The organism is Legionella massiliensis (genome assembly GCF_000756815.1).
GTDB lineage: Bacteria > Pseudomonadota > Gammaproteobacteria > Legionellales > Legionellaceae > Tatlockia > Tatlockia massiliensis.
This window is the reverse complement of sequence record NZ_CCVW01000004.1, coordinates 602,834-626,829: the sequence shown is the minus strand read 5'-3', so window position 1 is coordinate 626,829 and position 23,996 is coordinate 602,834. Positions and strand designations below refer to the sequence as shown.

The following is a 23,996-nucleotide window of genomic DNA, read 5'->3' as shown; positions in this document are numbered from 1 at the left end:
CGCAGGCTAGTTTATTGAATTATTCAAAGAACGCAAGCCCATTTAATCCATGTACATACCACCATTCACATGAATGGTTTCCCCTGTAATATAATTTGCACTGTCAGAGGCCAAAAAGGCAACTGTTTCAGCAATATCTTCAGTACTACCTAATCGCTTCATAGGAATACGTCGAAGCATTTCTTCCTTTACCATATCAGGTAGCGAGCTTGTCATATCTGTATCAATAAATCCAGGAGCTACAACATTGACAGTAATTCCACGACTTGCTATTTCTTGAGCAAGAGATTTACTAAACCCGACAACCCCTGCTTTCGCAGCAGTATAGTTAGTCTGACCAGAATTACCACTAGACCCTACTACTGAACCTACGCTAATTATCCGTCCCCAGCGAGCCCTAAACATTGGTTTAATGCAAGCCTTAGTTAATCTAAATATAGCATTTAAATTAGTCTCTATAACTTTATACCACTCTTCATCATCCATTCTTAGTAGCAAATTGTCGCAAGTTATACCTGCGTTATTAACGAGAATAGAGGGTAGTTTTCCTCGATCAGAGAGGTCAGTCATCAAGTTTTCAACAGCTTCCTTGGACGTTACATCTAAAACAATGCCTTCACCACTAACTTGTTCTTCATTAAATGAAGCGCTAATGGACTCAGCACCTTGTGTTGAGGTTGCTGTACCAATAACATAGGCACCTTTTTTGGCGAGGTTTAAAGCAATAGCCTTGCCAATTCCTCTACTTGCTCCAGTAACTAAAACTATCTTATCTTGTAAGTTTGTCATCAAAAGATCCTTATTAATTCTATACTTCACTAACGGACATTTGCTCTAATACTTGGTCTAAACTAGCTGTATCATTAACGCTAGATGTACTCAAGTCGCGCTCAATCCGTTTTATTAATCCACTTAATACCTTGCCAGGCCCACATTCAATTACAGAGCTGATACCGTTTTTCTTCATGAGCTGAATAGTTTCAACCCAGCGAACGGGTAAGAAAAGTTGTTCTTTGAGCAGGATACGCATTTGATCTGCTGTCTTGTAAATGCTTAGGTCGACATTTGAGATGACTGCTGTTGTTGGCACTTTAAAGTTTGCTTTAGCAAGGTCTTCTTCAAAAGCTTGAGCAGCATCTTTTAGTAATGGGCAGTGGCATGGAACACTCACTGGAATAATTTTAGCTAAACGAGCACCGGCTTCGTCAGCAATTTTGACTGCTTGTTCAACAGCGCTTGTATGGCCTGCAATAACGATCTGGCCAATGGCATTATAGTTTGCAGGTGTAACTCTGGAATTTGCTGAACTTGCCTGCATACAAATATCTTCTACTTGCTCATCAGTCATACCAACGATTGCAGCCATTGCTCCTTGTCCTAAAGGAACAGTTTTCTGCATAAGATGTCCACGTTTGGCAACTAATTCAGCAGCATCAGATAGGCTAATTGCTTCTGCACAGACAAGTGCTGCATATTCGCCTAAACTGTGGCCAGCCATCATTTTTGCAGGACCAGTCCCCAATTTTTTTAATAGGCTATAAATAGCAACATCAGCAGTAAGCATTGCAACCTGTGTATGCTCTGTCTGATTTAACTTAGACTCAGGCCCTTCTTGCACCAATTGCCACAAGTCATAGCCAACTCGGTCAGAAACAAGCGAAAAATGGTCGGTTATTAAAGAATAACGCTCTGCAAGGCCTGCCAGCATACCTACAAACTGGGAACCTTGACCGGGGAATACAAAAGATAAATTAGTCATGTCTATCTACACTCCAACAAACTTAATACCGCACTACCATAGCGCCCCAAGTCATTCCGCCACCGAAAGACTCTATTAACAATAAATCACCTCGTTTAATTCGGTGCTCGCGAATAGAGTAATCTAATGCCAAAGGTATTGAAGCTGCCGAGGTATTACCCTGTTTCTCTATTGTGACAATAACTTGAGACATAGGTAGATTTAATTTTTTTGCTATACCTTGGATAATTCGAATATTTGCTTGATGAGGAACTAACCAATTAATATCTGATTTCTGTAAATGGCAGAGTTGTAGAACTTCATCAACAAGATCGCCCATGATATTAACAGCCAGCTTGAAAACCTCATGACCACTCATACCAATAAAGGCTTTTTTTGTGTCAGTTGCAAAATTAGGATAGGTAAGCAACGCATTATCGTCATGTAAGGCATGAACAGTACTAGCAAGAATACCTGGTGTATCACTGGCACTTAAAACAAGCGCACCAGCACCATCACCAAATAACACGCAGGTTGAACGATCAGTCCAATCTAAAGCCCGCGACATGGATTCGCTACCTATCACCAAAACATGCTTTGCAGTACCGGAGGTTATATATTGCTTCGCAACATCCATTGCATAGACAAAACCACTGCATGCTGCGCCAACATCAAAAGCTGGGATAGGACGGGTTATCTTAAGTGCTTTTTGTACGTGACAAGCCATGCTTGGGAAAAAATGATTGGGTGTGCAAGTAGCAACCAATATCAAATCAAGTTCTTCAGCGTCAATATTTGAAGCTTCAATAGCTTTGATTGCAGCTTGGCATGCCATATATGAAGTGGTTTCATGCTCAGATGCTATATGCCTACTGGCTATACCTGTTCTTGATAAAATCCATTCATGGCTAGTTTCAAGAGTAGATTCCAAATCCTGGTTAGATACTGATTTCTCAGGTAAATAACTGCCAGTTCCATTTATAACGGCATTTTTCATAATAACAAGCCTTGATTTATAAAATCGGTTATTTGATCTCTTACCAAATCGATCACATTATTCCTAACTTGCAGCATGGCTTGTTCAATTGCATTTTGAAATGCAAGTTCTGTCGCCCCACCATGACTTTTAATAACAACACCATTTAAGCCCAATAAGGTAGCGCCATTATAACGGGCGGGATCCATGCGCTTTTTAAGATGCCCTAAAGCAGGCATAGCAACAAACCCAGCCAATTTTGCAAAGGCATTCCTGGTAAAAGACTCTTTTAATCCCGAAAGCATTAATTTTGCAAGGCCTTCACTTGCTTTTAAGGCAACATTACCAACAAAACCATCGCAAACGACAAGATCAACTTCACCTGAGTAGAAATGATCGCCCTCAACATAGCCTACATAGTTCATAAGATTGCACTCTGCAAGCATGTGTGCGGTGCGTTTGACCTGATCATTGCCTTTTATTTCCTCTACCCCGATATTAAGTACAGCTATCCTGGGTTTATCTTTTTTATCAACAGCTTGGATCAATGCCGATCCCATAACAGCAAACTGGAACAGATGCTCGGCACAAGAATCAACATTAGCGCCAAGATCAATAACACGAGTTCTACCTTGTAAAGTAGGTAACTCCGCAATAATCGCTGGGCGGTCAATTCCTGGTAGGGTTTTCAATACAAAACGAGCTGTAGCCATGAGAGCACCAGTATTACCAGCACTCACACAGGCTTGAGCCCGCCCTTCTTTGACAAGGTTAATTGCCACACGCATGGAAGAATCTTTTTTGTTGCGCATCGCATGCGATGGCAACTCATCCATAGTGACAATCTCCGAGGCATGAACGACGGTAAATTGATTATTACTAGAAGCGCCTAGTTTTTTAAGATACGAGGTCACCTGACTCTGATCACCAACTAACAACAACTTCAAATCAGGGTTGTGTCGAGCTGCACGGACACAAGCAGGAATCACAACGTTTAAACCATGATCCCCACCCATCGCATCAATTGCAATGGTGATGTTTTTCAAGCGAATTACTCTTGTTCTTCGTAAACATTATCAGTATCTATCACTTTACGACCACGATAGTAACCATCTTCTGTGATGTGATGACGGCGATGAGTCTCACCTGTAGTTGCATCAACTGATAAAGTTGGTTTGGTTAAAGCATCGTGGGAACGACGCATATCACGTCGTGAACGTGATTTCTTATTTTGTTGTACGGCCATTGTATTACTCCTAAACAATTTGCATTTGTTGGGGCGGAATATTACCGATTTTTTCTCGGTAATCCAAGTCTTAGAGAATATTTTATGATTTTATTCTGTTTCTACGTGTATAAATTTATCGATTTCATGATCACAATCACTCATATTAGAGTGAAATGCAGGGGCATAAAGATGTAAATCATCGGTTAGCAATTCCTGCAAATCAACCTGATATGTAGCAACCAGGCACTCATGTTCACTCATCATCCTTTCAGCGGTTTCCTCTGAATCGCAGATTGCTAACTCGGTCTGGTTTTTATAATGATGAGTAAATTCACCAAGACAGCGTTGGCAAGTCAGAGGTAGGAAGGAGTCAATTTGCAGTGTAATCAAGTAGTAATCCTTAAATGCTTTCACCTTATACTGACAATTTACTGAGCAAGGAGAGCTTACATAAACAGGTAACCGCTCACTAAGCTCAACTGTAACACTTGATGGCTCAGCCATTGTTGCGCTGCTTTTTAGATTTATTAACATAATATTTATAGCCTTTATTAAATCTCCGTTACCGCGTTCGCAATAGGTCTCTTAGGTTCCGTCATCCAGAGCGAAGCGAAGGATCTCTTGAATATGGCACGGTGTCAATCTTGCTCGCTCTTTGTTTGGGTGACGCAGCTAACCTATTACCTAATAATAACAAAATGAGATTTCAAAATATTCTATTATAACGTAAAATAGCTTTTTTTTTATACATTTTTATATTTTATGAAAGCTAAAGTGATTATTGGCATGTCAGGTGGGGTTGATTCTTCTGTTGCAGCCTGGCTTCTTCGTGAAGAAGGCTATCAGGTTGAAGGTTTGTTCATGAAGAATTGGGAACAGGATGATTCGGATGGTTATTGTGCTGCAGCCAACGATCTTGCTGATGCTCAAGCGGTGTGTAATAAACTTCGAATCCCTCTGCACACTATCAATTTTTCACAGGAATACTGGGATCGGGTATTTAGTTATTTTCTCCATGAATATGAAAAAGGACGCACACCCAATCCTGATGTACTATGTAATAAGGAAATCAAATTTAACGCTTTTTTAAATCATGCTATGAGCCTGGGAGCTGATTATATTGCCACGGGCCATTATGCCAAGGTTCGTAATGGCGAATTGCTTAAAGCGAAGGATAGAGAAAAAGACCAAACATATTTTCTACATGCCGTTGAGCCGACTGCTTTATCCAAAACACTTTTTCCAATTGGCGATTATCAAAAGGCACAAATTAGAGAATTTGCCAAAGAGCTTGGCTTAATTACTCATGATAAAAAAGACTCTACAGGTATCTGCTTTATTGGCGAGAAGCGCTTTAAGTCCTTTCTAAAAGAGTTTATTCTTGCCAAGCCCGGCGAAATTAAAACGAGTACTGGTGACCCTATAGGTCAGCATGATGGTCTTATGTATTATACCTATGGGCAGCGTCAAGGCCTGGGTATCGGTGGACGACATGATTCCAGTGAAGACCCTTGGTATGTCGTTGATAAAGACATTGAGAATAATGTCTTGGTAGTTGCCCAGGGGAATCAGCATCCCATGCTCTATTCGCAGGGGCTTATTTGCGGGCCGATTCATTGGTTGGTTGATAATCATGACAATTTACCTCTGACCTGTTTTGCCAAAACAAGATATCGCCAGCCAGAGCAAGCTTGTGTAGTATCTCCTGAAAGCAACGGGCAACATTATGTTATGTTTTCTAATCTGCAACGTGCGGTAACACCAGGACAATATATTGTGTTCTATGATAAGAATCTCTGCCTTGGTGGTGCAACAATAGAACAAATTATTCGCTAGAATAATAGTAAAGACGATTAATTATATTTTGGAGTTCCTATGAGTGCAGTTAATGCATCCCCTATTGCTGAGGGTATTTACTTTTCAGTTAGCGCAGCTGATAAAGTTGCCTCTTTGATTGCTGAAGAAGAAAATCCCCTCTTAAACTTACGTGTCTTTGTCACTGGCGGCGGCTGTTCTGGCTTCCAATACGGTTTTACCTTTGATGATAAAATTCAGGACGATGATACCGTTATTGAACAAGCTTGTTCGAATGGCGAATCTACGGTCAAGCTCTTAGTTGATTCCATGAGCTATCAATATCTGAATGATGCCGAAATTGATTATGTTGAAAACATTCAGGGTGCGCAGTTTGTTATCCGTAACCCTAACGCCAAAACAACCTGTGGTTGTGGTTCATCGTTTAGTATGGGTGACGATGATGAAGAGATGAATGATGACGAAACAATTGATGAATAACATCTAAGCCCTTCTTTTTGCAAAGAAGGGCTTAGACTCACCATTTGTTTGCAATAAATGCATAGTTCAGTTGATTTGCCAATTTATTAGGCATTTCTTGTAGTTTCTTGATTAAAAAAATAATTCCCAAAGTGAAAAATAGAGCCGCGGCTATGAGCCTATAATGACGAATCTCAAGCTCTAATAAAGCCCAAAGCGCCAATTGCAATAGTTACTCAAACAACCTGCGAAACAGCATGCCCCATACCCGCTATAAAACCGCTCATAGCGCCATGACGCATATTGCTACAAGAATGCTCGCAAAAGAACAACAGGTATAAAGAAGTCCTGTGATATAGCCAATTAAAAATATAGAGGTCATAAATAGAAAATAGTTATTGTATAAAAAAATATTCTAGATGGTCTGTTTGCTCTATTAGTCGCTTATTAAGAAAGAATTATTCTTTTTTACCTTTTTAGCTGCTCTTTTCTCAATAAGTGTCTTTAGTGGTTTTTTTTTCATGGTTTTTTTAGTATTCATATTTTTGCTCACTCTTTAGTTCCCCAATGTTAATCTTTATTAACGAAATAATTCTGACTCGTTAATAGGTATACCCCTAAAGTTAAAGAATAGATATAGACCGGAATTAATAAATGATAAACCCTAAATTCTGACACAAAAGAATCTTGGCCGACCCTTCTATTAGCCTTCTCTACGTACCGCGCTTTATGCGCGGTATCCAGGAGATCTTGCTATGAGAGATGGGCACTTTTTTGGTTTTGTGTCGCTACGCGACACCCTTGTATCCCCTCACCCTACGCGCGGTGGAGAGGGGAACCCTTGGCACATGACCTGGAGCTCATCGGTCATTTTTTGTATAGCTTTCTAAGTGCCATTGGGCTTTACAGCTCTGCCTACATCCCGTCATCTACACTCTATCAATAAGGTTTTACAATCACCGTTGTGCCAATTTGCATAAAGTTTTGGTTTAACCAACGTGCTGCATCTGGTTGAACTCTTATACAGCCATGACTAGCATTGTAATTAGGCATTTCATAGGACCCATGTACAGCATAGTTTTTAGCAAAAAACATGCAGTACGGCATTTTTGCCCCACCTCTCCCAACGGGATATCGGCTTGAACGGCAACCAGCCCCGCCCTTAGAGTAAACACGGTAAGTTCCGGTAGGTGTCTTGCATGAGCGTCCTATATCCCTGCAATATCGACTACCACCAATAGCTTTTCCTGACTTAATAACCTTGCCGTTTGATAAAGCAGTCCAAGTTAAATTTCGCGGATTAAAAACAAAGGTATTCGATGCGAGGGTTAGATAAGGTTGATCAGAAATTAAACTTTCAGCCAGAGCCACTGAATTAAAACCAGCAAATAAAAAACTGCTAGCCAATAAGTAGAAATACAACAGTTTGCGAGAGTTGCGTGCTTCCATGATTCGTCCCGAAAAGAGTTATTCTCGCCTTTAACTATAGGATAAAATTTGAACATTTCCAGTTTTTTGGGTTCTAACTGAAACTCATGCTACCATTTTTAACTTGTTAAATTAATATAGGGAATTAACATGAGTATCATTGCAAAGCGACTCCTCGAATCATGGTTTTATGATGTCTGGGTTTTATCTTCCGTAGAAAATATGGGGCGCTATTATGCAAGTTCTGTGAAAGGAGAATTCAATGGTGAAGCTTTTTCTCGAGAGGACTTAGAAAAACACTGTGCTTGGGGGAAAGACAACGAAAAAATCACTCATTTCGCTTTTATTGATGTTGTATCAGAAGATAATAAGATCGCATTTTGTATCCAATTTCAATTCACCGACAAAGCGAATAACACTAAGAAAGCTGAAAATATAGGTATCATGCATCTTGATCAAGAAGGAAAGATTCATTCAATCAGAGTAAAATCCAGCGAACAATTCTCACGCTAAATTTCTAAATTAAGGGATATATGATCACAATTACTACAGACCAACAAATTGAAGACTTCACACGCGGGTGTTGTTTTTTTGCAACGGGAGGTGGTGGCGATCCATTGTTTGGGCAAAAGATGTTACGTGAAGCACTAGATGCTGGTAAACCAATTCATATTATTGATGCAAGAGAACTACCTGATGACTCCTGGACAATATGCCCTTACTTAATGGGGCCAGCACCAGGCCCTGAATCAGAGGAGGTAAAACAGGAAAGAAAAGATTATGGCCTTTTACAAGAAATAATTTCAAATATGCCTACAGCTGCCTCGCAGCTCCTGCTTGAGCAAGAAAAAATTAGTCTAAGTGCGGTTATTCCACTTGAATTAGGTGCTGCAGCGACATCCAGCGCAGTAGCCACAGCGGCTTGGCTTGGTGTGCCCACAATTGACGGAGATTATGCAGGCCGAGCCTTACCCGAAGTCGCTCAGATTTTACCTGCTATTCATAATGTAAATTTATTACCTATCGCTAGTTGTGACCACTATGGCAATCAAGTAATTATAAAAAAAACAACTGGTTTACAGATGACAGAACGACTAGGGAAGATCATGGCTACTGCATCTTTGGGTTTGGTAGGTCAAGCAACCTTATTAAAGCCACTGAAGCAAATGAAATCGGTTATGTTATTTAATACCCTATCAAAAGCATTATCTGTTGGTATAGCTTTGAGAGAAGCACGGGAAGCGAAAGATAACTCTCTTCAATCGATAACAGAATTAACTCAAGCTAAAATCTTATTTACTGGTCAAGTTACTGAACGTGAAGCAGAGGTAAAAGATGGATATTACGTAGGCCATGTAACTATCGATGGAATTGATAGTTTTAAAAATAATAAATTCAAGATATGGGTTAAAAATGAAAACATCTTATCTTGGCTAAATGATGAACCTTGTATTGCCTGTCCCGACCTAATTACGATGATTGATAAGTCAACATTTGAACCAGTCATTATTGGTAAACTAAATAAAGGCACGAATGTAATCGTTTTTGGTATACAAGCTCCAGAAATTTTCCGAAGCCCAGACGCTTTGCAACTGCTGAGTCCTAAGCATTTTGGCTTTGATTTTAAAGCCAAAATGCTATCTGACCTATGATATCGTCGTAAAGTAGAGAAAAAAATCATCCTCATCCACCCTACGAGCTGCGTTAGGGTGACAAGGCTGGTCCATTACCAAATTATTTAATTTTCCCAGTGGTCTATCCCTGATTTTTTTATTAAAAATTGAATAAATTCCTGATGTTTAGCCAGTTCATCAGTGTCAGCAGCGATTACAGGAGAAGCACTCACCAAGACCTCTGACTTTTCAGCTATCGCAACCTTAATATTATCCTGTTGTTCACCATGATCATCGAAGAGGTTAGCTTGGCCACCGGTCATAGCCAAATAGACTGAGGCCAAAATCTCAGCGTCAAGCAAAGCGCCATGGAGGGTACGATTTGAATTATCGATTTCGTAGCGTTTACATAAGGCATCTAAGCTATTGCGTTGGCCAGGATGTTTTTCTCGAGCAAGCACCAGGGTATCGCAGACTGTACTTAGATCCTTGATTTGGAGCTTAGAATTCGCATGCTTTAGCTCAGAATTAAGAAAGCCAACGTCGAATACTGCGTTGTGAATAATGAGTTCAGCTCCTTTAATAAAGGCAATAAAATCGCGAACAACATCTTTAAACAAGGGCTTATCTTGTAAAAATTCGGTACTGATGCCATGAACCCGGAATGCCCCCTCATCCACTTCACGTTGGGGATTTAGATAGACATGAAAATGGTTTTTAGTGATTTTTCTTTCAATAAGCTCAACGCAGCCAATTTCAATCACTCTGTGGCCTAATTCGGGACCAATACCTGTCGTTTCTGTATCAAGAACCACTTGTCGCATAAGAAAATCCTAGGAGTTTAATAACTCGTCTATCGCTTGGTTTGCTAATTGATCAGCCAGTTCGTTTTCGGGATGACCGGCGTGACCTTTTACCCAATGCCAATTAATTTTGTGCTTGCTTGCCAATTGGTCAAGAAGCTGCCAAAGATCGGCATTTTTGACAGGCTCCTTTTTGGAGTTACGCCAGCCCTTCTTCTTCCATTGTACTAACCATTCAGTCATCCCTAGGCGTAAATACTGCGAATCAGTGTATAAATCGACTTCTGACGATCGGGTTAGTGCTAGCAGTGCTTGAATTGCCGCAGTTAGTTCCATTCTATTGTTTGTAGTGTGCGCTTCGCTACCATAAAGCGTTTTCTCGTGCCCTTTATAGCGTAATAATGCGCCCCAACCGCCAGGTCCGGGATTACCTTTGCAAGCACCATCGGTATAAATTTCAATGCTCATATCTAACGCTGTATCAGCTAATTAACGAGGGCGATAGCATACACCTTGCAAGGTTAATTAGAAACTGAATATTCTGCTCATCTTTACTCTAGGGAATCCCCGCACCCTAAATGCACGTCATCCAGAGCGCAGCGAAGGATCTCCGGGATTAGCACTGTGCCACATTCAGGAGATCCTTCGCTGCGCTCTGGATGACGTAATGCTAAGACAAGGGGGGACACTTGTGCTGATGCCTATGGGTCAAGCCGCGGGAAATCGTGCATTTTTAGGATTACTCATAAAAGAAAATCCTCTTCAATGATCTTCTGTTTAACGATCGCAATATCAGGCGCAAAATAGCGGTCTTGAGTATAAGGCTCAACCACAGTGCGAACCTTTTTATAAATCTTATCTAACTTAGGTGAACTAATTAGAGGTTTATGAAATTCCAATCCTTGGCAGGCCGCTAAGAGTTCTATGGCTAGAATAGTCGCCGTATTATCGATCATCGCATACAATCGTCTTGCGGCATTTGTTGCCATAGAAACATGGTCCTCTTGGTTTGCCGAGGTAGGTAAACTATCCACTGAATGCGGATGGGCTAAGGCTTTGTTATCTGAGGCGCAGGACGCTGCAGTAACATGAGCTATCATAAAGCCAGAGTTTAAACCACCCTCTTGCACCAAAAACGCAGGTAATCCACTAAAGTTTTTATCGATTAATAAGGCGATTCGGCGCTCAGCGTTTGCGCCAATTTCAGCTAAGGCTATAGCTAAATTATCTGCTGCCATTGCAATCATCTCTCCATGAAAATTGCCACCTGACAAGATGTCTTCTTGCTCGACAAAAACTAAGGGATTATCGGTGATTGAATTAGCTTCTACTTGTAAGGTTTCACCAATAAAACGCATTTGATGAAGGACTGCTCCCATTATTTGCGGCTGACATCGCAAGGAATAGGGATCTTGCACCCGAGAACAATCGCGGTGCGACTCTCGTATCGGGCTTTGAGCTAGCAATTCTCTATACATAGCAGCAACATCGCGTTGGGCTTGATGTCCGCGAGTAAAATGGATGCGATCATCAAAGGGTGCATCGCTACCGCAGGCTGCATCAACCGATAAACTGCCTGCCAATATAGCTGCTTCAAATAAGGCCTCTGCCTTAAAAAAAGCCTGAATACAAAGAGCAGCGGAGACCTGCAGACCATTTAGCATTGCCAAGCCTTCTTTGGGTCCTAACTCTAAGGGCTTAAGACCTGCTATCTTTAAACCTTCTTCTGAGGAGATGATTCGTCCCTGGTAACTCACCTCACCCTCACCAAGTAAAGGAAGTGTGAGATGTGCCAAAGGTACTAAGTCGCCAGAGGCTCCTACTGAACCTTTGGCTGGGATGCAAGGATAAATTCCCTTGTTATATAGGAGGAGTAAGGCATCAATTAACTCCATCCTTACTCCAGAATAACCTTGAGACAAGCTATTGATTTTAAGTAATAAAATTAAAGAAACATCTTCATCTGAAAGTAAGGGACCTGTACCGCAGGCATGAGAAAGAACTATGTTGCGCTGTAATTGCTTCAAATGGTCTGCTGAGATAGTTTGATTCGCTAATGAACCAAAACCGGTATTAATTCCATAAACAGTCCTTTTCTCGTCAATGACCTTAGTAACCACTGCACAAGAGGCATGGATCAATTCCTGAGAGGACTCATGCAGAACACAATTTTTCTTTTCTTTAAGAATTAGTTTAATTGTTTCCAGTGTTAATTGGCCTGGGATGATAGTAAATAAATCAGCCATGTGTTGGACCTCCAATTGACTCCATGGGTAGCCATAAATCGTTTTCTCTCGCACATTGTCGTGCAAGCTCATAGCCTGCATCGGCGTGGCGCATAACGCCTGTAGCTGGGTCATTATGCAAAACTCGACTAATACGAGCAGCAGCCTTTTCTGTGCCATCTGCAACAATGACAACACCGGCATGTTGTGAAAAGCCCATTCCTACGCCGCCACCATGGTGGATGCTGACCCAGGTAGCACCGCCGGCACAATTTAACAAGGCGTTTAATAAAGGCCAGTCAGATACAGCATCAGACCCATCAATCATCGCTTCAGTCTCTCGATTTGGACTTGCAACAGAACCCGAGTCGAGATGATCACGACCGATAACTATAGGCGCCTTAAGTTCCTTATTCTTAACCATTTCATTGAAAGCTAGCGCTAATCGAACTCGATCTTTTAAGCCAACCCAGCAAATTCTGGCTGGCAATCCTTGAAAAGCAATTTTCTCGGCGGCCATATCTAACCAACGATGTAAATGTTGATCTTCCGGTATCAGGCTTTTCACCATTCGGTCAGTTGCGTAAATATCTTCAGGATCGCCGGATAAAGCAACCCAGCGGAAAGGTCCAATACCCTCACAGAATAAAGGACGAATATAAGCGGGCACAAAGCCAGGTATAGTAAAGGCATCTTTTACACCCTCTTCATAAGCCATTTGGCGAATATTATTACCATAATCAAATACAGGAATACCCCGTTCCCGAAAGGCTAGCATGGCTTTAACTTGTTCTGCCATTGACGCCTTCGCAGCCGCCACAACCCTTTCTGGCGCCGTCATACGTAATTCTGTGGCTTGGTCCAAAGACCAACCGCGGGGTAAATAGCCATTTAAGGGATCGTGAGCACTAGTCTGATCGGTTACCAATGAAGGTTTAATTCCTCGTCTTATCAATTCAGGATAAATATCAGCTGCATTAGCTAAAAGCCCTACTGACAGCGGTTTTCTCTGCTCACAGGACTCTTTTATCCAGGCTAAGGCTTGATCGAGATCTTCAGTTGATTTATCTAAATACCGGGTTTTAATACGCTTTTGAATACGTGTGGGATCACATTCGATTGCCAGTACGCTAGCACCTGCCATTATTGCAGCCAGAGGCTGTGCTCCACCCATACCACCCAGTCCGGCTGTAAGCACCCAATGACCTGACAAATCACCGGAAAAATGTTGTTTAGCACAAGAGATAAAGGTTTCATAAGTCCCTTGCACAATTCCCTGAGAACCAATATATATCCAGCTTCCAGCAGTCATTTGACCGTACATCATTAAGCCTTTTTTATCGAGCTCGTTGAAATGTTCCCAGGTAGCCCATTTAGGTACCAAATTGGAGTTGGCTATCAACACTCTTGGGGCATCTTCGTGGGTTTTAAATACGCCGACAGGCTTTCCTGATTGGATAAGTAGGGTTTGATCGGCATTAAGGTTTTTTAGGACCTCAACAATCTTATCAAAAGAGGCCCAATTTCGGGCTGCTCGCCCTAATCCGCCATAGACAACTAGAGATTCAGGATTTTCTGCAACCTCTGGATCGAGGTTATTACATAACATTCGCAAAGCGGCTTCGCAAAGCCAGTTCTTTGCTTCTAAGTGGGTTCCACGATTTGCTTTAATAATTTTTTGATTGTTCATTATCGCTCCATGCCTGCAAATGTTGCAGGCTATCATACACAGATGAGGAGCTTCTTAATATATTGTTTTTTTATTTTCGCATCACGGTACTAGGTTCATGTAGGTCGTCTGAAGATTGGTTGTTAGCATTTCTCTTTTCTATCTCAGTTTGAAATTTACCTTGAAAGTTGGCATATCGATCGGCTTGCTTCCCTGGAGCATCTCCAGTGAAGAGACTTTTTAAATACTCCCAAAAAGCTCTAGCTGATGACAAAGATGCAGAAGAATAGGCGAGACTTTTTACTTCTCTTAGGCGCTCCGTTGCTGGTTTACTTGAGTCCTCAGCTAATTTATTAATTTTTTCAGCAACCTTCCCTACAGCATAATCCTCAGCATATTTAGGATTTTCTTTCATAAACTTTTCACATTTTCTCTGTATATCACGGATTTCAGCTGCTGCTTTCATTTGAGTACAGCGTTCTCTTGTAGTTTCTATCAATAGCTCTCTTATCTCAGCTAAAGTTACCTGTTTCTTAGGATTATCAGCATCTTTTACTAAGCTTTTGTAAAAACCAATTAAGGCTGCTGCTCTTGCATCATTTGCACCGCCAAGATTCTTCACTTGCTCATCAAAGCGATCGCTAACTTGTTTTACAACCTCATCAACATCTGTTTTTTTCCAATAATCTAAAAGATATTTTTTTACTTCATCGTCTTGTAGTAGGTAGGAAACATAGTCTTTACCAAACTGCCCGCTATTTTGATACAGCTCGGAAGTATGTAAGGGGTCAAAATCTGTCCTTGCATGTGCAAAACGACCAAGTGCGCCAAAGTCAATGCGTGAAATTTTTGTTATCTTATCTCCTTCAGTTACTACCATGAACTGGCCAATATGAAGGCTTTCATCACCATTTAACTGACTCATATAAATGGCAGCTGCCAATTGCTTTTTAACCTCAGGGGTCATACGCCCGATAGTTTCTTTAATTTTATTTGCATTCCGTGATTCCTCGCTGAAAAGAGTCTTAGGGTCACGTTTTCGGCCAAATACAACCTTATCAAAGGCTGCTATTTCTCGACCATTGGCTTGATCTTCAGCACTTAACATAAATCTGGGTTGAATTGATACGGTTTGACCATCAACTAGCCCAATACTGGCTTGAAGAATTTGCGTGCCGACTTGTTCACCCGGAAGATAAGCCACAACCATACTTTCAGCGAAACAGGTACCAGGATCATCTTCCTTTATTAAGACTTGCCTGTTTTTATCGCCGCCTGGTGCATAAAAGCCAGCAGCACCTGCTTGTCCACGTCCGGGTAAAGGCCCTTCATAGACATATTCTTGGTTATTTAGCATTAATAAATCACTAGGCATCTCTAAACTCAACTAAGACTAAGTGGTTCCACATCTCTAACTATAGAATAATTGTTTAATTATTGCGCAAAACCGGCTTTAAATTTCTTTCTAGTGATATAGATGTCAATGAGATTGCCTTTAAAATCTAACTGATTCTTTAAGCAACCTATAAAACACAAAAGCAGTATGCTATTCTGCGTCGATGTGCCTTTTCCAAAAAGGATTGCTTATTGTGCAAACAGAGCAAAAAAATTCACTACATCATCCCCCCTCGCTGAAAGTTTTTTTTGCAACTGAAATGTGGGAACGCTACGGTTTTTATGTCGTACAATCACTGCTTGCTTTATATCTTGCTCTTCATTTTAAATGGCTGGATAAACGAGTTTATGCTCTTGTTGGTTCCTTTACTGCCCTAACCTATCTTTCTCCTGTAATTGGCGGCTGGATTGCTGACCATCTTCTAGGACAAAAAAGAACTATTTTAGCTGGTGCCACTTTTTTGTTTTTTAGCTATCTATCACTAACATCGATTACCTCGGATCTTGGTCTTTCTGCGGCTTTGGCGGGTATTGCTGTAGGAACAGGCCTATTAAAACCTAATATTTCATCACTTTTAGGTAATGAATATCCAATGGGCTCGGCAAAACGCGAAAGCGGATTTACGATTTTTTATATGGGAATTACGACCGGTATTATTCTTGGCACAACACTGCCAAGCATACTCAACGAACACTTTGGCTGGTCTGTTTCCTTCTTAAGCGCTGCTTTCGGTATGATTATCGCTTTTTTTGTTTTTTCTTTTGGTGCATATCATTACAAAATTGCGGACTATCATCCCTATGAATTTCAGTTGAGCAAATTTGTAAAAACCTTTGTATTACTGTTTATTCTCTGGCTTAGCTCTTTTTACATACTTAATTATCCAATTTTTGCAAACTCAGCTTTTAGCGCTGTTGTGTTTTTATCTTTAACCTATTTAATTTATACGATTAAGCGAGAGCCACCAGAACAGGCTAGACAAACATTAGTCATTGGTTTGCTATGCATTATCTCAGTTATGTTCTGGGCTTTTTATTTTCAGATGTTTATGTCCTTAACGCTGTTTATTTCCAGGGTGGTTGAGCCCAAATTATTTGGCATTAACTTCCCACCTCCTTACTACGTGGGTATACAAAGCTTTGGAATGATTATTTTTGGTTATTTACTATCACGAAAAAAGCAAGAGTTAACCCTGTCCCAAAGTGGGATAAGAACTGGCAATAAATTTTTGTTGGCTATGATCTTCATGACTCTAGCTTATTTGCTTATTACCCTGGTTTCTAACGGTAGTGAGAACTCAGACAATTTACTTTCTCCACTACACTTTATTGCCCCCTATTTGATGATATCCATTGCCGAACTCCTATTATCACCAGTTGGTCTTTCAGCAATAACAGTTCTTGCTAGCAGGAAAAAAGTCAGCACCATGATGGGGATATTTTTCGTTTCTCTGGGTATTGGTGGATTTTTATCGGGCAAACTTGCCGGATTAACAGCTGTGAAAGCTGGTGAGTTGTCAATTATTGAACTTAAGGCACACTATAGCCAGACCTTTTCCACACTCCTATATATTTTAATGGTCGCAACAATTATCTGTGCGGTATTGAACTATTTTATTAAAGGGCTGTTGTTGAAGAGTGCGAGAAGAGCATCGTCATCTTGAGGCCACGCCCCTCGTCTGCCCTTCAGGCACCTTTTTCCTTGAGGGGAAGAGGGAAAAATAGGGGCTCCTCTCTTTTCTCTTTTGCCAAACAAAATAGGAAACTCTTTGAGACTTTGTTTAATTACTGTTATCATCCACCCCTTTTGAATAAGGCTTTATTGCAATCCTATGTCTGAGCAACAATCGTTTTTAAAGAAACTTCATAAGGCGCTTGATGATATTCAGGCAATTGATATTGTAGTTATTGATGTCAGAGATCAAACCTCTGTAACTGATTATATGATCGTATGCAGCGGCCGCTCATCGCGTCATGTAAAAGCAATTGCGGAGACCGTGGTTGAGCAAATGAAAGCGGCAGGATTACCCGCTCTTAGCCTTAATGGCCTTGAGGGTGGTGATTGGGCTTTAATTGATTTCGGTGATTTCGTATTACATGTCATGCAACCTGATAGCCGTGCTTTTTATAATTTAGAAGGGCTTTGGCATCATAACCCTGCTAACAGTTAAAATCGCTTATGTTGAAAATTACTCTGGTATGCTGTGGTAATAAAATGCCTACTTGGGTCAATGAGGCTGTGGCGGAGTTTTCTAAGCGCTTGCAAGAGTACGCGAGCTTCAATTTAATTGAAATTCCACTTGCCAAACGTGGCAAATCTACGGATTTAACCCGAATCATGGAAAAGGAAGCAGCCGCTATGATGGCGGCAATCCCCAATAGTGCTCGTATCATTGCCTTAGATATCGGTGGCGATTCCTTTAGTAGCGAAAAATTAGCGACTAAGCTGGAGCAATTGCAGCAAATTACAAGCCATCTCTGCTTTTTAATTGGTGGCCCAGAAGGCTTGGCACCAGTGGTGGTTGCCCGCGCACATGAGCGATGGTCTTTGTCAAAACTGACTCTTCCCCACCCCTTGGTTCGCATTGTCTTATTAGAAACGCTTTATCGCGCGTGGTCAATTATCAACAACCACCCTTATCACAAATAAGGTTTTAGGCTAAGATGAGTGCTGCGCTGTTGCCACTAGATTTGATAATACAAGAAGATGCGATTTAAAAATTCCGTAAAAAATGATTGGGCAGAATCTCGATTACACTGTATTCGTTTAAATCTGCTTATTGTGCTGATAATTATCTTGTCATCTCTGCTCATTTTTCGTTTAGCTTATTTGCAAATTTCTCAGTTCAAGCGTTACCAAACCTTATCCCTTAAAAATCAGATGAGCATCATTCCCATCGCACCACCAAGGGGAATTATCCTTGACCGAAATGGAGTAATCTTGGCTGACAATATTCCAGTCTATGTGCTGGAAATTATCCCTGAGCGTGTTAAAAACATGCAACAGACTATCAAAAAACTACAGACCCTGTTGCCATCCATTAGTGATGAAGATATTGAAAACTTTAATAAAGCCCGAAAGCAAAATCGCTCCTTCGTGCCTATCCCCTTCAAACTTAAACTGACCCAAGAAGAAGTAGCTATTTTTGCCTCCAACCAATATCAATTTCCAGGTGTCAGTATCAAAGCCAGGCTTATGCGCTACTATCCCCTTGGTGAGGTAGCTGCTCATTTCCTTGGTTATGTAGGCCGTATTAATATCCAAGAATTACGTCAGGTTGACCCTACCAATTACCAAGCAACAAATTTTATTGGTAAGTCAGGCGTTGAAAAGTTTTATGAAAATATTTTGCATGGTGGTGTTGGTTATCAGCAGGTTGAGACGGATGTTAGTGGCAGAACTTTAAGAGTTATGTCTAAACAAAATCCTCTCTCAGGTGAAAAGCTATACCTCACCGTCGATGTGCGCCTGCAACAGGCAGCTTATCAGGCACTCAAAGAGAAACGAGGTGCTGTTGTCGCAATGAGTACCCAAGGTGGTGAAATCCTTGCAATGGTTAGTTCGCCTAGCTTTGATCCCAATGCCTTTGTTAATGGCATCAGCTCCAACGAATACAATAAATTAGCCACAGCACGCGATCGTCCTTTATACAACCGTGCAGTAAGAGGTCTTTACCCGCCAGCCTCAACCATCAAACCCTTTATGGGGCTTGCTGGACTTGAGAAAGGAGTCGTTGATACGCATTTTAGTATCTATGATCCGGGTTGGTTCAGATTACCTGGTGTTAGTCATCCTTATCGCGATTGGAAAAAATACGGACATGGTCATATCAATTTAAAGCGAGCGATCACAGTTTCCTGTGATACCTATTTTTATCATCTCGGCCATAAAATGGGTATTGGCGCCATGGAAGATGTCTTAAGTCAGTTTGGTTTTGGCCAGTTGACGCATGTTGATCTAAACGAGGAAGCACCAGGCTTATTACCCAACAAACATTGGAAAAGACAGGCCAAAGGCTTACCCTGGTATCCAGGTGACACGGTTATTACCTCAATTGGTCAGGGGTTTATGCTTGTATCCCCCTTACAGTTAGCCAATGCTACTGCTTCATTAAGCATGAAAGGGAAACGTTTCAGACCTCATTTTCTACAAAAATCAATTCAAAACGACACTGGCGAAATACATGAGTTTCAGGTTCTTGAAGAATATCCTATGCGTCTTAAGGATGATAACTATTGGACAATCATTGCTGAGGCAATGCGCGAAGTAATTACCAATAATGAAGGAACTGGTTATCGTTTTGGTCGAACAGCTCCTTATACTGTTGCTGCCAAAACCGGTACTGCTCAGGTCTTTGGTGGTAAACATTATGAAAAAGTCCGTAAAGCACGCCCTGAGGATATCCCCGAGTACCTCCGCGATCACTCCTTAATTATTGCTTTTGCGCCTGTTGAAAACCCTGAAATCGCCGTCGCAGTTATGGTTGAAAATGATTTTGCAGCATCCAACGTAGCCCGCAAAGTAATGGATGCCTATTTTGAACTCAAAAAAAGTGAATCAAAATAATGAAAGCTCATTCCGCACGCCCCGTATATCGCCTGACTGTTAAATCAATTCATATCGATTTGCCCCTCTTTGGCCTACTTTTAGCCTTAGTAGCACTTGGCATGCTGATTCTTTATAGTGCATCCAATCAAAATATGTCGATGGTTTTTCGCCAGTCTATGCGCCTGGTATTCGCTTTGGCCATTATGATGGTCTTTGCCATGATACCGCCGCATAAATACAAGATCTGGACACCCTGGCTTTATGGTATTGGCTTAGCTCTGCTCATTGCGGTGATGTTGATGGGCAAAATTGGTAAGGGAGCTCAACGTTGGCTTGATCTTGGACTCTTTCGCTTTCAACCTTCTGAAATTATGAAGTTAGCCATCCCTATGATGTCGGCTTGGTATTTTGATCGCCAACCCTTTCCGATCACCTTTAAATCACTCATCGTTGCCTCATTAATGATTTTTGTGCCCGCGCTGTTAATTGCTAAACAACCGGATCTGGGAACAGCAATTATGGTTGTTGCCTCTGGTTTTAGCGTGATCTTTCTAGCGGGAATTCGCATGCGTATTCTTGTTATAGTAGGGCTTGCAGCTGCCCTGGCAGCCCCCCTACTTTGGCATGTCATGCACGACTATCAAAAACAACGCATCTACACTTTACTCAACCCAGAACAAGATCCCCTAGGTTCTGGCTATCATATTATTCAATCAAAAATTGCTATTGGCTCCGGCGGAGCCTTTGGCAAGGGTTGGCTTGAAGGGAGCCAATCCCACCTCAATTTTTTACCTGAGCATGCTACTGATTTTATTTTTGCAGTCAGTGGAGAAGAGTTTGGCTTTGTCGGTTGCGCTATTCTCATCGCCTTGGTTATTTTAATTTCCTTACGTGGCCTGCATATCGCGAGACATGCGCAAACTAGTTTTACCCGCTTACTGGCAGCAAGTTTGGCCATGACCTTTTTCCTATCTGCCTTCGTGAATATTGGTATGGTTATGGGGGTTTTGCCGGTCGTTGGTGTTCCCCTACCCCTGGTTAGTTATGGGGGGACTGCGATGGTTACCTTTCTTGCCAGTTTCGGCATATTAATGTCGATTAGCTCTCATCGTATTTTATTTAATAGCATGTCTTATCACCATTAACGAATCATAGAAGGCTTAATAGGCGGGCTGGTTCAAAACAAGAGCAACGAGATTCACGCAACAATGCCTACTCGCAATGACAGTATTACCCTCTTTGTATCCATATTCAGCATATGTTTAGGTTTTCTCCGCAAACCTTTTTTGTGATAGTCACAATTAAAAATCAACGCTGATCTTTAAGGTTCAGTTAAATTGACTCAGATATCATTCTTAGTTCCTTACGCCGTGTATGGGACAAAAAAATCAATGCAAACAAGCCACGAGAATTCGGAATAATACAACCTCTAAATAAACAATCCAGGAAAAAAAATGTTAGATCGAGAGCTTTTTAGAAAATTAAAACTACACCTTGCAAATATCGCCAAGGCTAAATCGTTGTGTAGTGCTGAGGAATGGTCTAGAAATTACGAACCTACCAATAAAATTTTTGACGCTTTAATTGCCAGTTGTACAACAGAAGAAGATTATGAGCTATTAAATAGTTTTTTCGATAACGGTCGTACTTTGTTTCATATGGCAGCAGAGAATGGAAACACTCATATTATGAGAGGCTTGTTATCTTGTAATGCGGATCCCAATCTTCGCGATAAACGGAGACATAGTACGGCCTTGCATCTAGCTGTTGAGCAAGGAAATAAGGAGGTCGTTTCATTTTTATTGGAAATACCTACTATTGATGCTACAGCTAAAGATGAATCTGGTGTCCATATTATTAGTTTGGCAGCCATTTTCCCTTCTTCACTTGAGATTTTAAAATTATTGTTAAATTTTATAGACTCCGGGTCAGATTTAAGTGCCCCTCTAACTGGGCAAGTGCTTTGCAATAACTTGGAAGCTGTCCAACTTATCGTTTCTAGAATTGTTTCAGATACAACTATGACTTTAGAACAAAAGGCTTTTATGCTGGAAAAATCTATAGCCTGTTTTATAGGAAGAACTCAACAAGAAATTAAAACCATCATTGTAGAAGCATGGCTGCAACTACAAAGCTTGAGATCAGATCGTAATTCTTCAAGAGACGCTTATTTATTTGCTTTACCTACTAAGGCAGTGTTACCTGCTATGAGTGAGGTAAACACTTCGGAACAAGCTGCAACGAGCAGCAACTCACCCATAAAGAAACAAAACCCCCAATTACCCTCTGTTTTTCTAGATGCTACTGGTTACCCATTACTTAATACCCGCATAATGCCCGATGGTACTACTATCAGAGGCTCAGGAAAGACACAAAAATATGCGAGTCAGCATAGTGGATATGACGAAGAGGGCATTCCCTATGTCAGAAACCTCCCTTTTGAAGAAATGATGAAAATATACTTGGAGCGAATGGATCTCTATTGTCAGGATCCAGATCCGGTGAAATTTGCTCAGTGGCTTCAAGAGTTTTTAGAATATAACGTGATTGATGGTATCACTTATGAACCGCTTGCAAGAATCGATGAACATGGAAAATTGAAGCTAACACCTCATACCTTGTTATTAGATGAACGACAATTAAGAACACAAACGCCCTTAGTAATAGCAAAGAGTACAAACCGTCAAAGTAAAAATGTTTTGATAAAAAACTCTGCTGCTCGCTTTACCCCAGAGAACTTTGCCTTTTCCCAGGCTATTAGCTGTATCGCTAATATTCCTGCTATCTATAAAAAAGCTCAGCTAATGGAAAAGCCAGAATTTGCTAAATTAGATGCCCTTGATTATAAGTACTATCTTGATCGCTTTCTTGAAATTGAAGAAAACTATCATGTTCTGGCCAGAATAATAAGTACGCATCCTTTAATGCAAGCTGCACAAACCGAAGAACAGATACAGCAAGCTGAAGTAACAATTAAAAACAATTTTTCTAAGGATAAAGCATTATCAGAGAAGGACAAAACTTTTCTGACGCATTGTCAAAAGGAATTTAGCTCATGGGATGAAACACGAGCAGAAGCTATAAAAAATATGTCTAGATTACATGCGAAATACTCTTCTTTGGGCCAGATATCACAAAGTGATGTTTTTGAGACACTGAGCGAAGAAGACCATATTGAATATGCTGCTCAGAAGAGAGGGCTGGCATTTAGCAGACATGATTTAGCGTCTGTTGGCATTGGTGCTGCGTCCTCCTCTTCCTCTTCCTTCTCGGCACCATTATGGCAGCAAGCCTCAACGTTCAGCCCGGTGAATCTTTCAAAAAATATAAAAACTCTTATGAAAGACCACCCTAAGCCTCAAAGCTCTTCCAGACCCAGCTCTTCTTCATCAACAGGATTTGCTCCAGACTTTGATTTCCAGTTTACAGTAATGCTAGTCGGCAATTCCGGGTCAGGAAAAACCAGCCTAAAACGACGCTTTACTGAGAAAACTTATGAAGATCGTTACATCCCTAATCCCACACCAGATTATAAAATGAAAACTGTAGTTATGGGGGGGTACACTTCACGATTACAAGTCTGGGATGCTCCCGGAGATCGAAGTCTTGTTACACGATCTATCGAAGCATTTCGACAGCCAAAACCACAGTTAGGGATTATATGTTTTGACTTAACTGACAGATCGTCATGCCTCACTCTTTACAAGTATGTAAGAGAATTCACTGAGCTTAATTGCCCCTTCATAATCATAGGAACCAAAGTTGATCAACTTACAGGAAATCCTAATGAGGTAACCTTTGATGAATTTAGGGAGTTTTGTAAGGAAGCTAATTGCCCTGGTATTTGCACGAGCGCAAAAGAGGATTTGAACGTTGAACTAGCGTTTAATATAGCTACAGCAAGCCTGTTAGACAAACATAGACCCAGCTGGCTTGATAGTCCTGGTGAAATAATACTACCACCACCAACTAGACTGTCTAAAGCTGGCTTCTTCTCAAAATTGTTGCGCAGCTTAAGAGGGAGTGATTACCATCCTAATCAAGATATTAAGCAGCCTAACACTCCTTAAAACTAAAACCAAAGGGGGCAGAGCCCGC

Annotated in this window: 22 protein-coding genes; 10 read left to right on the top strand and 12 right to left on the bottom strand. The window is 41.0% G+C overall.

The window, feature by feature from the left end:
- Positions 1 to 42 precede the first annotated feature (42 nt).
- The 6 genes from fabG to BN1094_RS17400 all read right to left on the bottom strand — a co-directional run bounded on the left by fabG (position 43) and on the right by BN1094_RS17400 (position 4,476).
- Positions 43 to 789, bottom strand: a complete 747-nt coding sequence (gene fabG / locus BN1094_RS17425; RefSeq protein WP_044012487.1) for a 3-oxoacyl-ACP reductase FabG — start codon at positions 787 to 789, stop codon at positions 43 to 45.
- Between the two features lie 19 nt (positions 790 to 808).
- Entirely contained in the window at positions 809 to 1,759 is a 951-nt protein-coding gene (gene fabD, locus BN1094_RS17420; RefSeq protein WP_044012486.1) for an ACP S-malonyltransferase, read from the bottom strand.
- Between the two features lie 22 nt (positions 1,760 to 1,781).
- The gene (locus tag BN1094_RS17415; protein ID WP_044012485.1) at positions 1,782 to 2,735 is read right to left on the bottom strand and encodes a beta-ketoacyl-ACP synthase III; all 954 of its coding nucleotides are present in this window, start codon (positions 2,733 to 2,735) and stop codon (positions 1,782 to 1,784) included.
- Entirely contained in the window at positions 2,732 to 3,760 is a 1,029-nt protein-coding gene (gene plsX / locus BN1094_RS17410; RefSeq protein ID WP_044012484.1) for a phosphate acyltransferase PlsX, read from the bottom strand. Before plsX ends, BN1094_RS17415 begins: the two co-directional genes overlap by 4 nt.
- Before the next feature lie 5 nt (positions 3,761 to 3,765).
- The gene (rpmF, locus tag BN1094_RS17405; protein WP_044012483.1) at positions 3,766 to 3,960 is read right to left on the bottom strand and encodes a 50S ribosomal protein L32; all 195 of its coding nucleotides are present in this window, start codon (positions 3,958 to 3,960) and stop codon (positions 3,766 to 3,768) included.
- A 90-nt stretch (positions 3,961 to 4,050) separates the two neighbouring features.
- On the bottom strand, positions 4,051 to 4,476 hold the full coding sequence (locus BN1094_RS17400; RefSeq protein ID WP_052403361.1) for a DUF177 domain-containing protein: 426 nt from the start codon (positions 4,474 to 4,476) through the stop codon (positions 4,051 to 4,053).
- A 228-nt stretch (positions 4,477 to 4,704) separates the two neighbouring features.
- Between BN1094_RS17400 and mnmA the strand changes: the two genes are divergently transcribed.
- Together mnmA and erpA are read left to right on the top strand one after the other, a co-directional pair.
- Positions 4,705 to 5,778, top strand: a complete 1,074-nt coding sequence (gene mnmA, locus BN1094_RS17395; protein WP_044012482.1) for a tRNA 2-thiouridine(34) synthase MnmA — start codon at positions 4,705 to 4,707, stop codon at positions 5,776 to 5,778.
- 39 nt (positions 5,779 to 5,817) lie between these two features.
- Positions 5,818 to 6,237, top strand: a complete 420-nt coding sequence (erpA, locus tag BN1094_RS17390) for an iron-sulfur cluster insertion protein ErpA (RefSeq protein ID WP_044012481.1) — start codon at positions 5,818 to 5,820, stop codon at positions 6,235 to 6,237.
- A 918-nt stretch (positions 6,238 to 7,155) separates the two neighbouring features.
- Here the strand turns inward: erpA and BN1094_RS17385 are convergent.
- The gene (locus BN1094_RS17385; protein WP_052403360.1) at positions 7,156 to 7,665 is read right to left on the bottom strand and encodes a L,D-transpeptidase; all 510 of its coding nucleotides are present in this window, start codon (positions 7,663 to 7,665) and stop codon (positions 7,156 to 7,158) included.
- A gap of 129 nt (positions 7,666 to 7,794) precedes the next feature.
- Here BN1094_RS17385 and BN1094_RS17380 point away from each other — a divergent pair, with 129 nt between their 5' ends.
- A complete protein-coding gene (locus tag BN1094_RS17380) occupies positions 7,795 to 8,157 on the top strand; it encodes a hypothetical protein (protein ID WP_044012480.1) in 363 nt (120 codons plus the stop codon).
- Between the two features lie 20 nt (positions 8,158 to 8,177).
- Positions 8,178 to 9,296, top strand: coding sequence for an S-methyl thiohydantoin desulfurase family protein (locus BN1094_RS17375; RefSeq protein ID WP_044012479.1), 1,119 nt, complete (start codon positions 8,178 to 8,180; stop codon positions 9,294 to 9,296).
- 86 nt (positions 9,297 to 9,382) lie between these two features.
- On the opposite strand, the gene dnaQ is transcribed toward BN1094_RS17375, so the two are convergent.
- The 5 genes from dnaQ to BN1094_RS17350 all read right to left on the bottom strand — a co-directional run bounded on the left by dnaQ (position 9,383) and on the right by BN1094_RS17350 (position 15,329).
- Positions 9,383 to 10,081 (bottom strand): DNA polymerase III subunit epsilon, encoded by a 699-nt coding sequence (dnaQ, locus tag BN1094_RS17370; RefSeq protein WP_044012477.1) that lies wholly within the window; start codon positions 10,079 to 10,081, stop codon positions 9,383 to 9,385.
- 9 nt (positions 10,082 to 10,090) lie between these two features.
- Positions 10,091 to 10,528 (bottom strand): ribonuclease HI, encoded by a 438-nt coding sequence (rnhA, locus tag BN1094_RS17365; RefSeq protein ID WP_044012474.1) that lies wholly within the window; start codon positions 10,526 to 10,528, stop codon positions 10,091 to 10,093.
- A gap of 275 nt (positions 10,529 to 10,803) precedes the next feature.
- Positions 10,804 to 12,306, bottom strand: a complete 1,503-nt coding sequence (gene hutH, locus BN1094_RS17360) for a histidine ammonia-lyase (RefSeq protein WP_044012472.1) — start codon at positions 12,304 to 12,306, stop codon at positions 10,804 to 10,806.
- Positions 12,299 to 13,975: a urocanate hydratase gene (hutU, locus tag BN1094_RS17355; RefSeq protein WP_044012470.1), complete on the bottom strand. Its 1,677-nt coding sequence runs from the start codon at positions 13,973 to 13,975 to the stop codon at positions 12,299 to 12,301. The genes hutH and hutU overlap by 8 nt, the downstream gene beginning before the upstream one ends.
- Positions 13,976 to 14,045: 70 nt before the next feature.
- Positions 14,046 to 15,329 carry a hypothetical protein gene (locus tag BN1094_RS17350; protein ID WP_044012467.1) on the bottom strand — a complete coding sequence of 428 codons (1,284 nt, stop codon included), beginning with the start codon at positions 15,327 to 15,329 and terminating at the stop codon, positions 14,046 to 14,048.
- A 214-nt stretch (positions 15,330 to 15,543) separates the two neighbouring features.
- On the opposite strand from BN1094_RS17350, the gene BN1094_RS17345 reads away from it, so the two are divergent.
- From BN1094_RS17345 to BN1094_RS17320, 6 genes are all read left to right on the top strand, one after another.
- Entirely contained in the window at positions 15,544 to 17,013 is a 1,470-nt protein-coding gene (locus tag BN1094_RS17345; RefSeq protein ID WP_281175083.1) for a peptide MFS transporter, read from the top strand.
- A gap of 168 nt (positions 17,014 to 17,181) precedes the next feature.
- Positions 17,182 to 17,520 (top strand): ribosome silencing factor, encoded by a 339-nt coding sequence (rsfS, locus tag BN1094_RS17340; protein WP_044012463.1) that lies wholly within the window; start codon positions 17,182 to 17,184, stop codon positions 17,518 to 17,520.
- An 8-nt stretch (positions 17,521 to 17,528) separates the two neighbouring features.
- Entirely contained in the window at positions 17,529 to 17,999 is a 471-nt protein-coding gene (rlmH, locus tag BN1094_RS17335; RefSeq protein WP_044012461.1) for a 23S rRNA (pseudouridine(1915)-N(3))-methyltransferase RlmH, read from the top strand.
- A 57-nt stretch (positions 18,000 to 18,056) separates the two neighbouring features.
- Positions 18,057 to 19,916: a penicillin-binding protein 2 gene (gene mrdA / locus BN1094_RS17330; protein ID WP_044012458.1), complete on the top strand. Its 1,860-nt coding sequence runs from the start codon at positions 18,057 to 18,059 to the stop codon at positions 19,914 to 19,916.
- Positions 19,916 to 21,043: a rod shape-determining protein RodA gene (gene rodA, locus BN1094_RS17325; RefSeq protein WP_044012456.1), complete on the top strand. Its 1,128-nt coding sequence runs from the start codon at positions 19,916 to 19,918 to the stop codon at positions 21,041 to 21,043. Before mrdA ends, rodA begins: the two co-directional genes overlap by 1 nt.
- A 309-nt stretch (positions 21,044 to 21,352) precedes the next feature.
- Positions 21,353 to 23,968: an ankyrin repeat domain-containing protein gene (locus BN1094_RS17320; protein ID WP_044012454.1), complete on the top strand. Its 2,616-nt coding sequence runs from the start codon at positions 21,353 to 21,355 to the stop codon at positions 23,966 to 23,968.
- The last annotated feature ends 28 nt before the right edge of the window (positions 23,969 to 23,996 follow it).

Excerpts from the sequence above, each read along its gene's own strand:
- BN1094_RS17400 (WP_052403361.1), bottom strand. The coding sequence starts at position 4,476 with ATGTTAATAAATCTAAAAAGCAGCGCAACAATGGCTGAGCCATCAAGT.
- erpA (WP_044012481.1), top strand. The coding sequence starts at position 5,818 with ATGAGTGCAGTTAATGCATCCCCTATTGCTGAGGGTATTTACTTTTCA.
- fabG (WP_044012487.1), bottom strand. The coding sequence starts at position 789 with ATGACAAACTTACAAGATAAGATAGTTTTAGTTACTGGAGCAAGTAGA.
- rodA (WP_044012456.1), top strand. The coding sequence starts at position 19,916 with ATGAAAGCTCATTCCGCACGCCCCGTATATCGCCTGACTGTTAAATCA.
- BN1094_RS17380 (WP_044012480.1), top strand. The coding sequence starts at position 7,795 with ATGAGTATCATTGCAAAGCGACTCCTCGAATCATGGTTTTATGATGTC.
- rsfS (WP_044012463.1), top strand. The coding sequence starts at position 17,182 with ATGTCTGAGCAACAATCGTTTTTAAAGAAACTTCATAAGGCGCTTGAT.
- hutU (WP_044012470.1), bottom strand. The coding sequence starts at position 13,975 with ATGAACAATCAAAAAATTATTAAAGCAAATCGTGGAACCCACTTAGAA.
- mnmA (WP_044012482.1), top strand. The coding sequence starts at position 4,705 with ATGAAAGCTAAAGTGATTATTGGCATGTCAGGTGGGGTTGATTCTTCT.
- BN1094_RS17415 (WP_044012485.1), bottom strand. The coding sequence starts at position 2,735 with ATGAAAAATGCCGTTATAAATGGAACTGGCAGTTATTTACCTGAGAAA.
- dnaQ (WP_044012477.1), bottom strand. The coding sequence starts at position 10,081 with ATGCGACAAGTGGTTCTTGATACAGAAACGACAGGTATTGGTCCCGAA.
- BN1094_RS17320 (WP_044012454.1), top strand. The coding sequence starts at position 21,353 with ATGTTAGATCGAGAGCTTTTTAGAAAATTAAAACTACACCTTGCAAAT.
- rnhA (WP_044012474.1), bottom strand. The coding sequence starts at position 10,528 with ATGAGCATTGAAATTTATACCGATGGTGCTTGCAAAGGTAATCCCGGA.
- mrdA (WP_044012458.1), top strand. The coding sequence starts at position 18,057 with ATGCGATTTAAAAATTCCGTAAAAAATGATTGGGCAGAATCTCGATTA.
- hutH (WP_044012472.1), bottom strand. The coding sequence starts at position 12,306 with ATGGCTGATTTATTTACTATCATCCCAGGCCAATTAACACTGGAAACA.
- rpmF (WP_044012483.1), bottom strand. The coding sequence starts at position 3,960 with ATGGCCGTACAACAAAATAAGAAATCACGTTCACGACGTGATATGCGT.
- BN1094_RS17375 (WP_044012479.1), top strand. The coding sequence starts at position 8,178 with ATGATCACAATTACTACAGACCAACAAATTGAAGACTTCACACGCGGG.
- fabD (WP_044012486.1), bottom strand. The coding sequence starts at position 1,759 with ATGACTAATTTATCTTTTGTATTCCCCGGTCAAGGTTCCCAGTTTGTA.
- BN1094_RS17350 (WP_044012467.1), bottom strand. The coding sequence starts at position 15,329 with ATGCCTAGTGATTTATTAATGCTAAATAACCAAGAATATGTCTATGAA.
- rlmH (WP_044012461.1), top strand. The coding sequence starts at position 17,529 with ATGTTGAAAATTACTCTGGTATGCTGTGGTAATAAAATGCCTACTTGG.
- BN1094_RS17385 (WP_052403360.1), bottom strand. The coding sequence starts at position 7,665 with ATGGAAGCACGCAACTCTCGCAAACTGTTGTATTTCTACTTATTGGCT.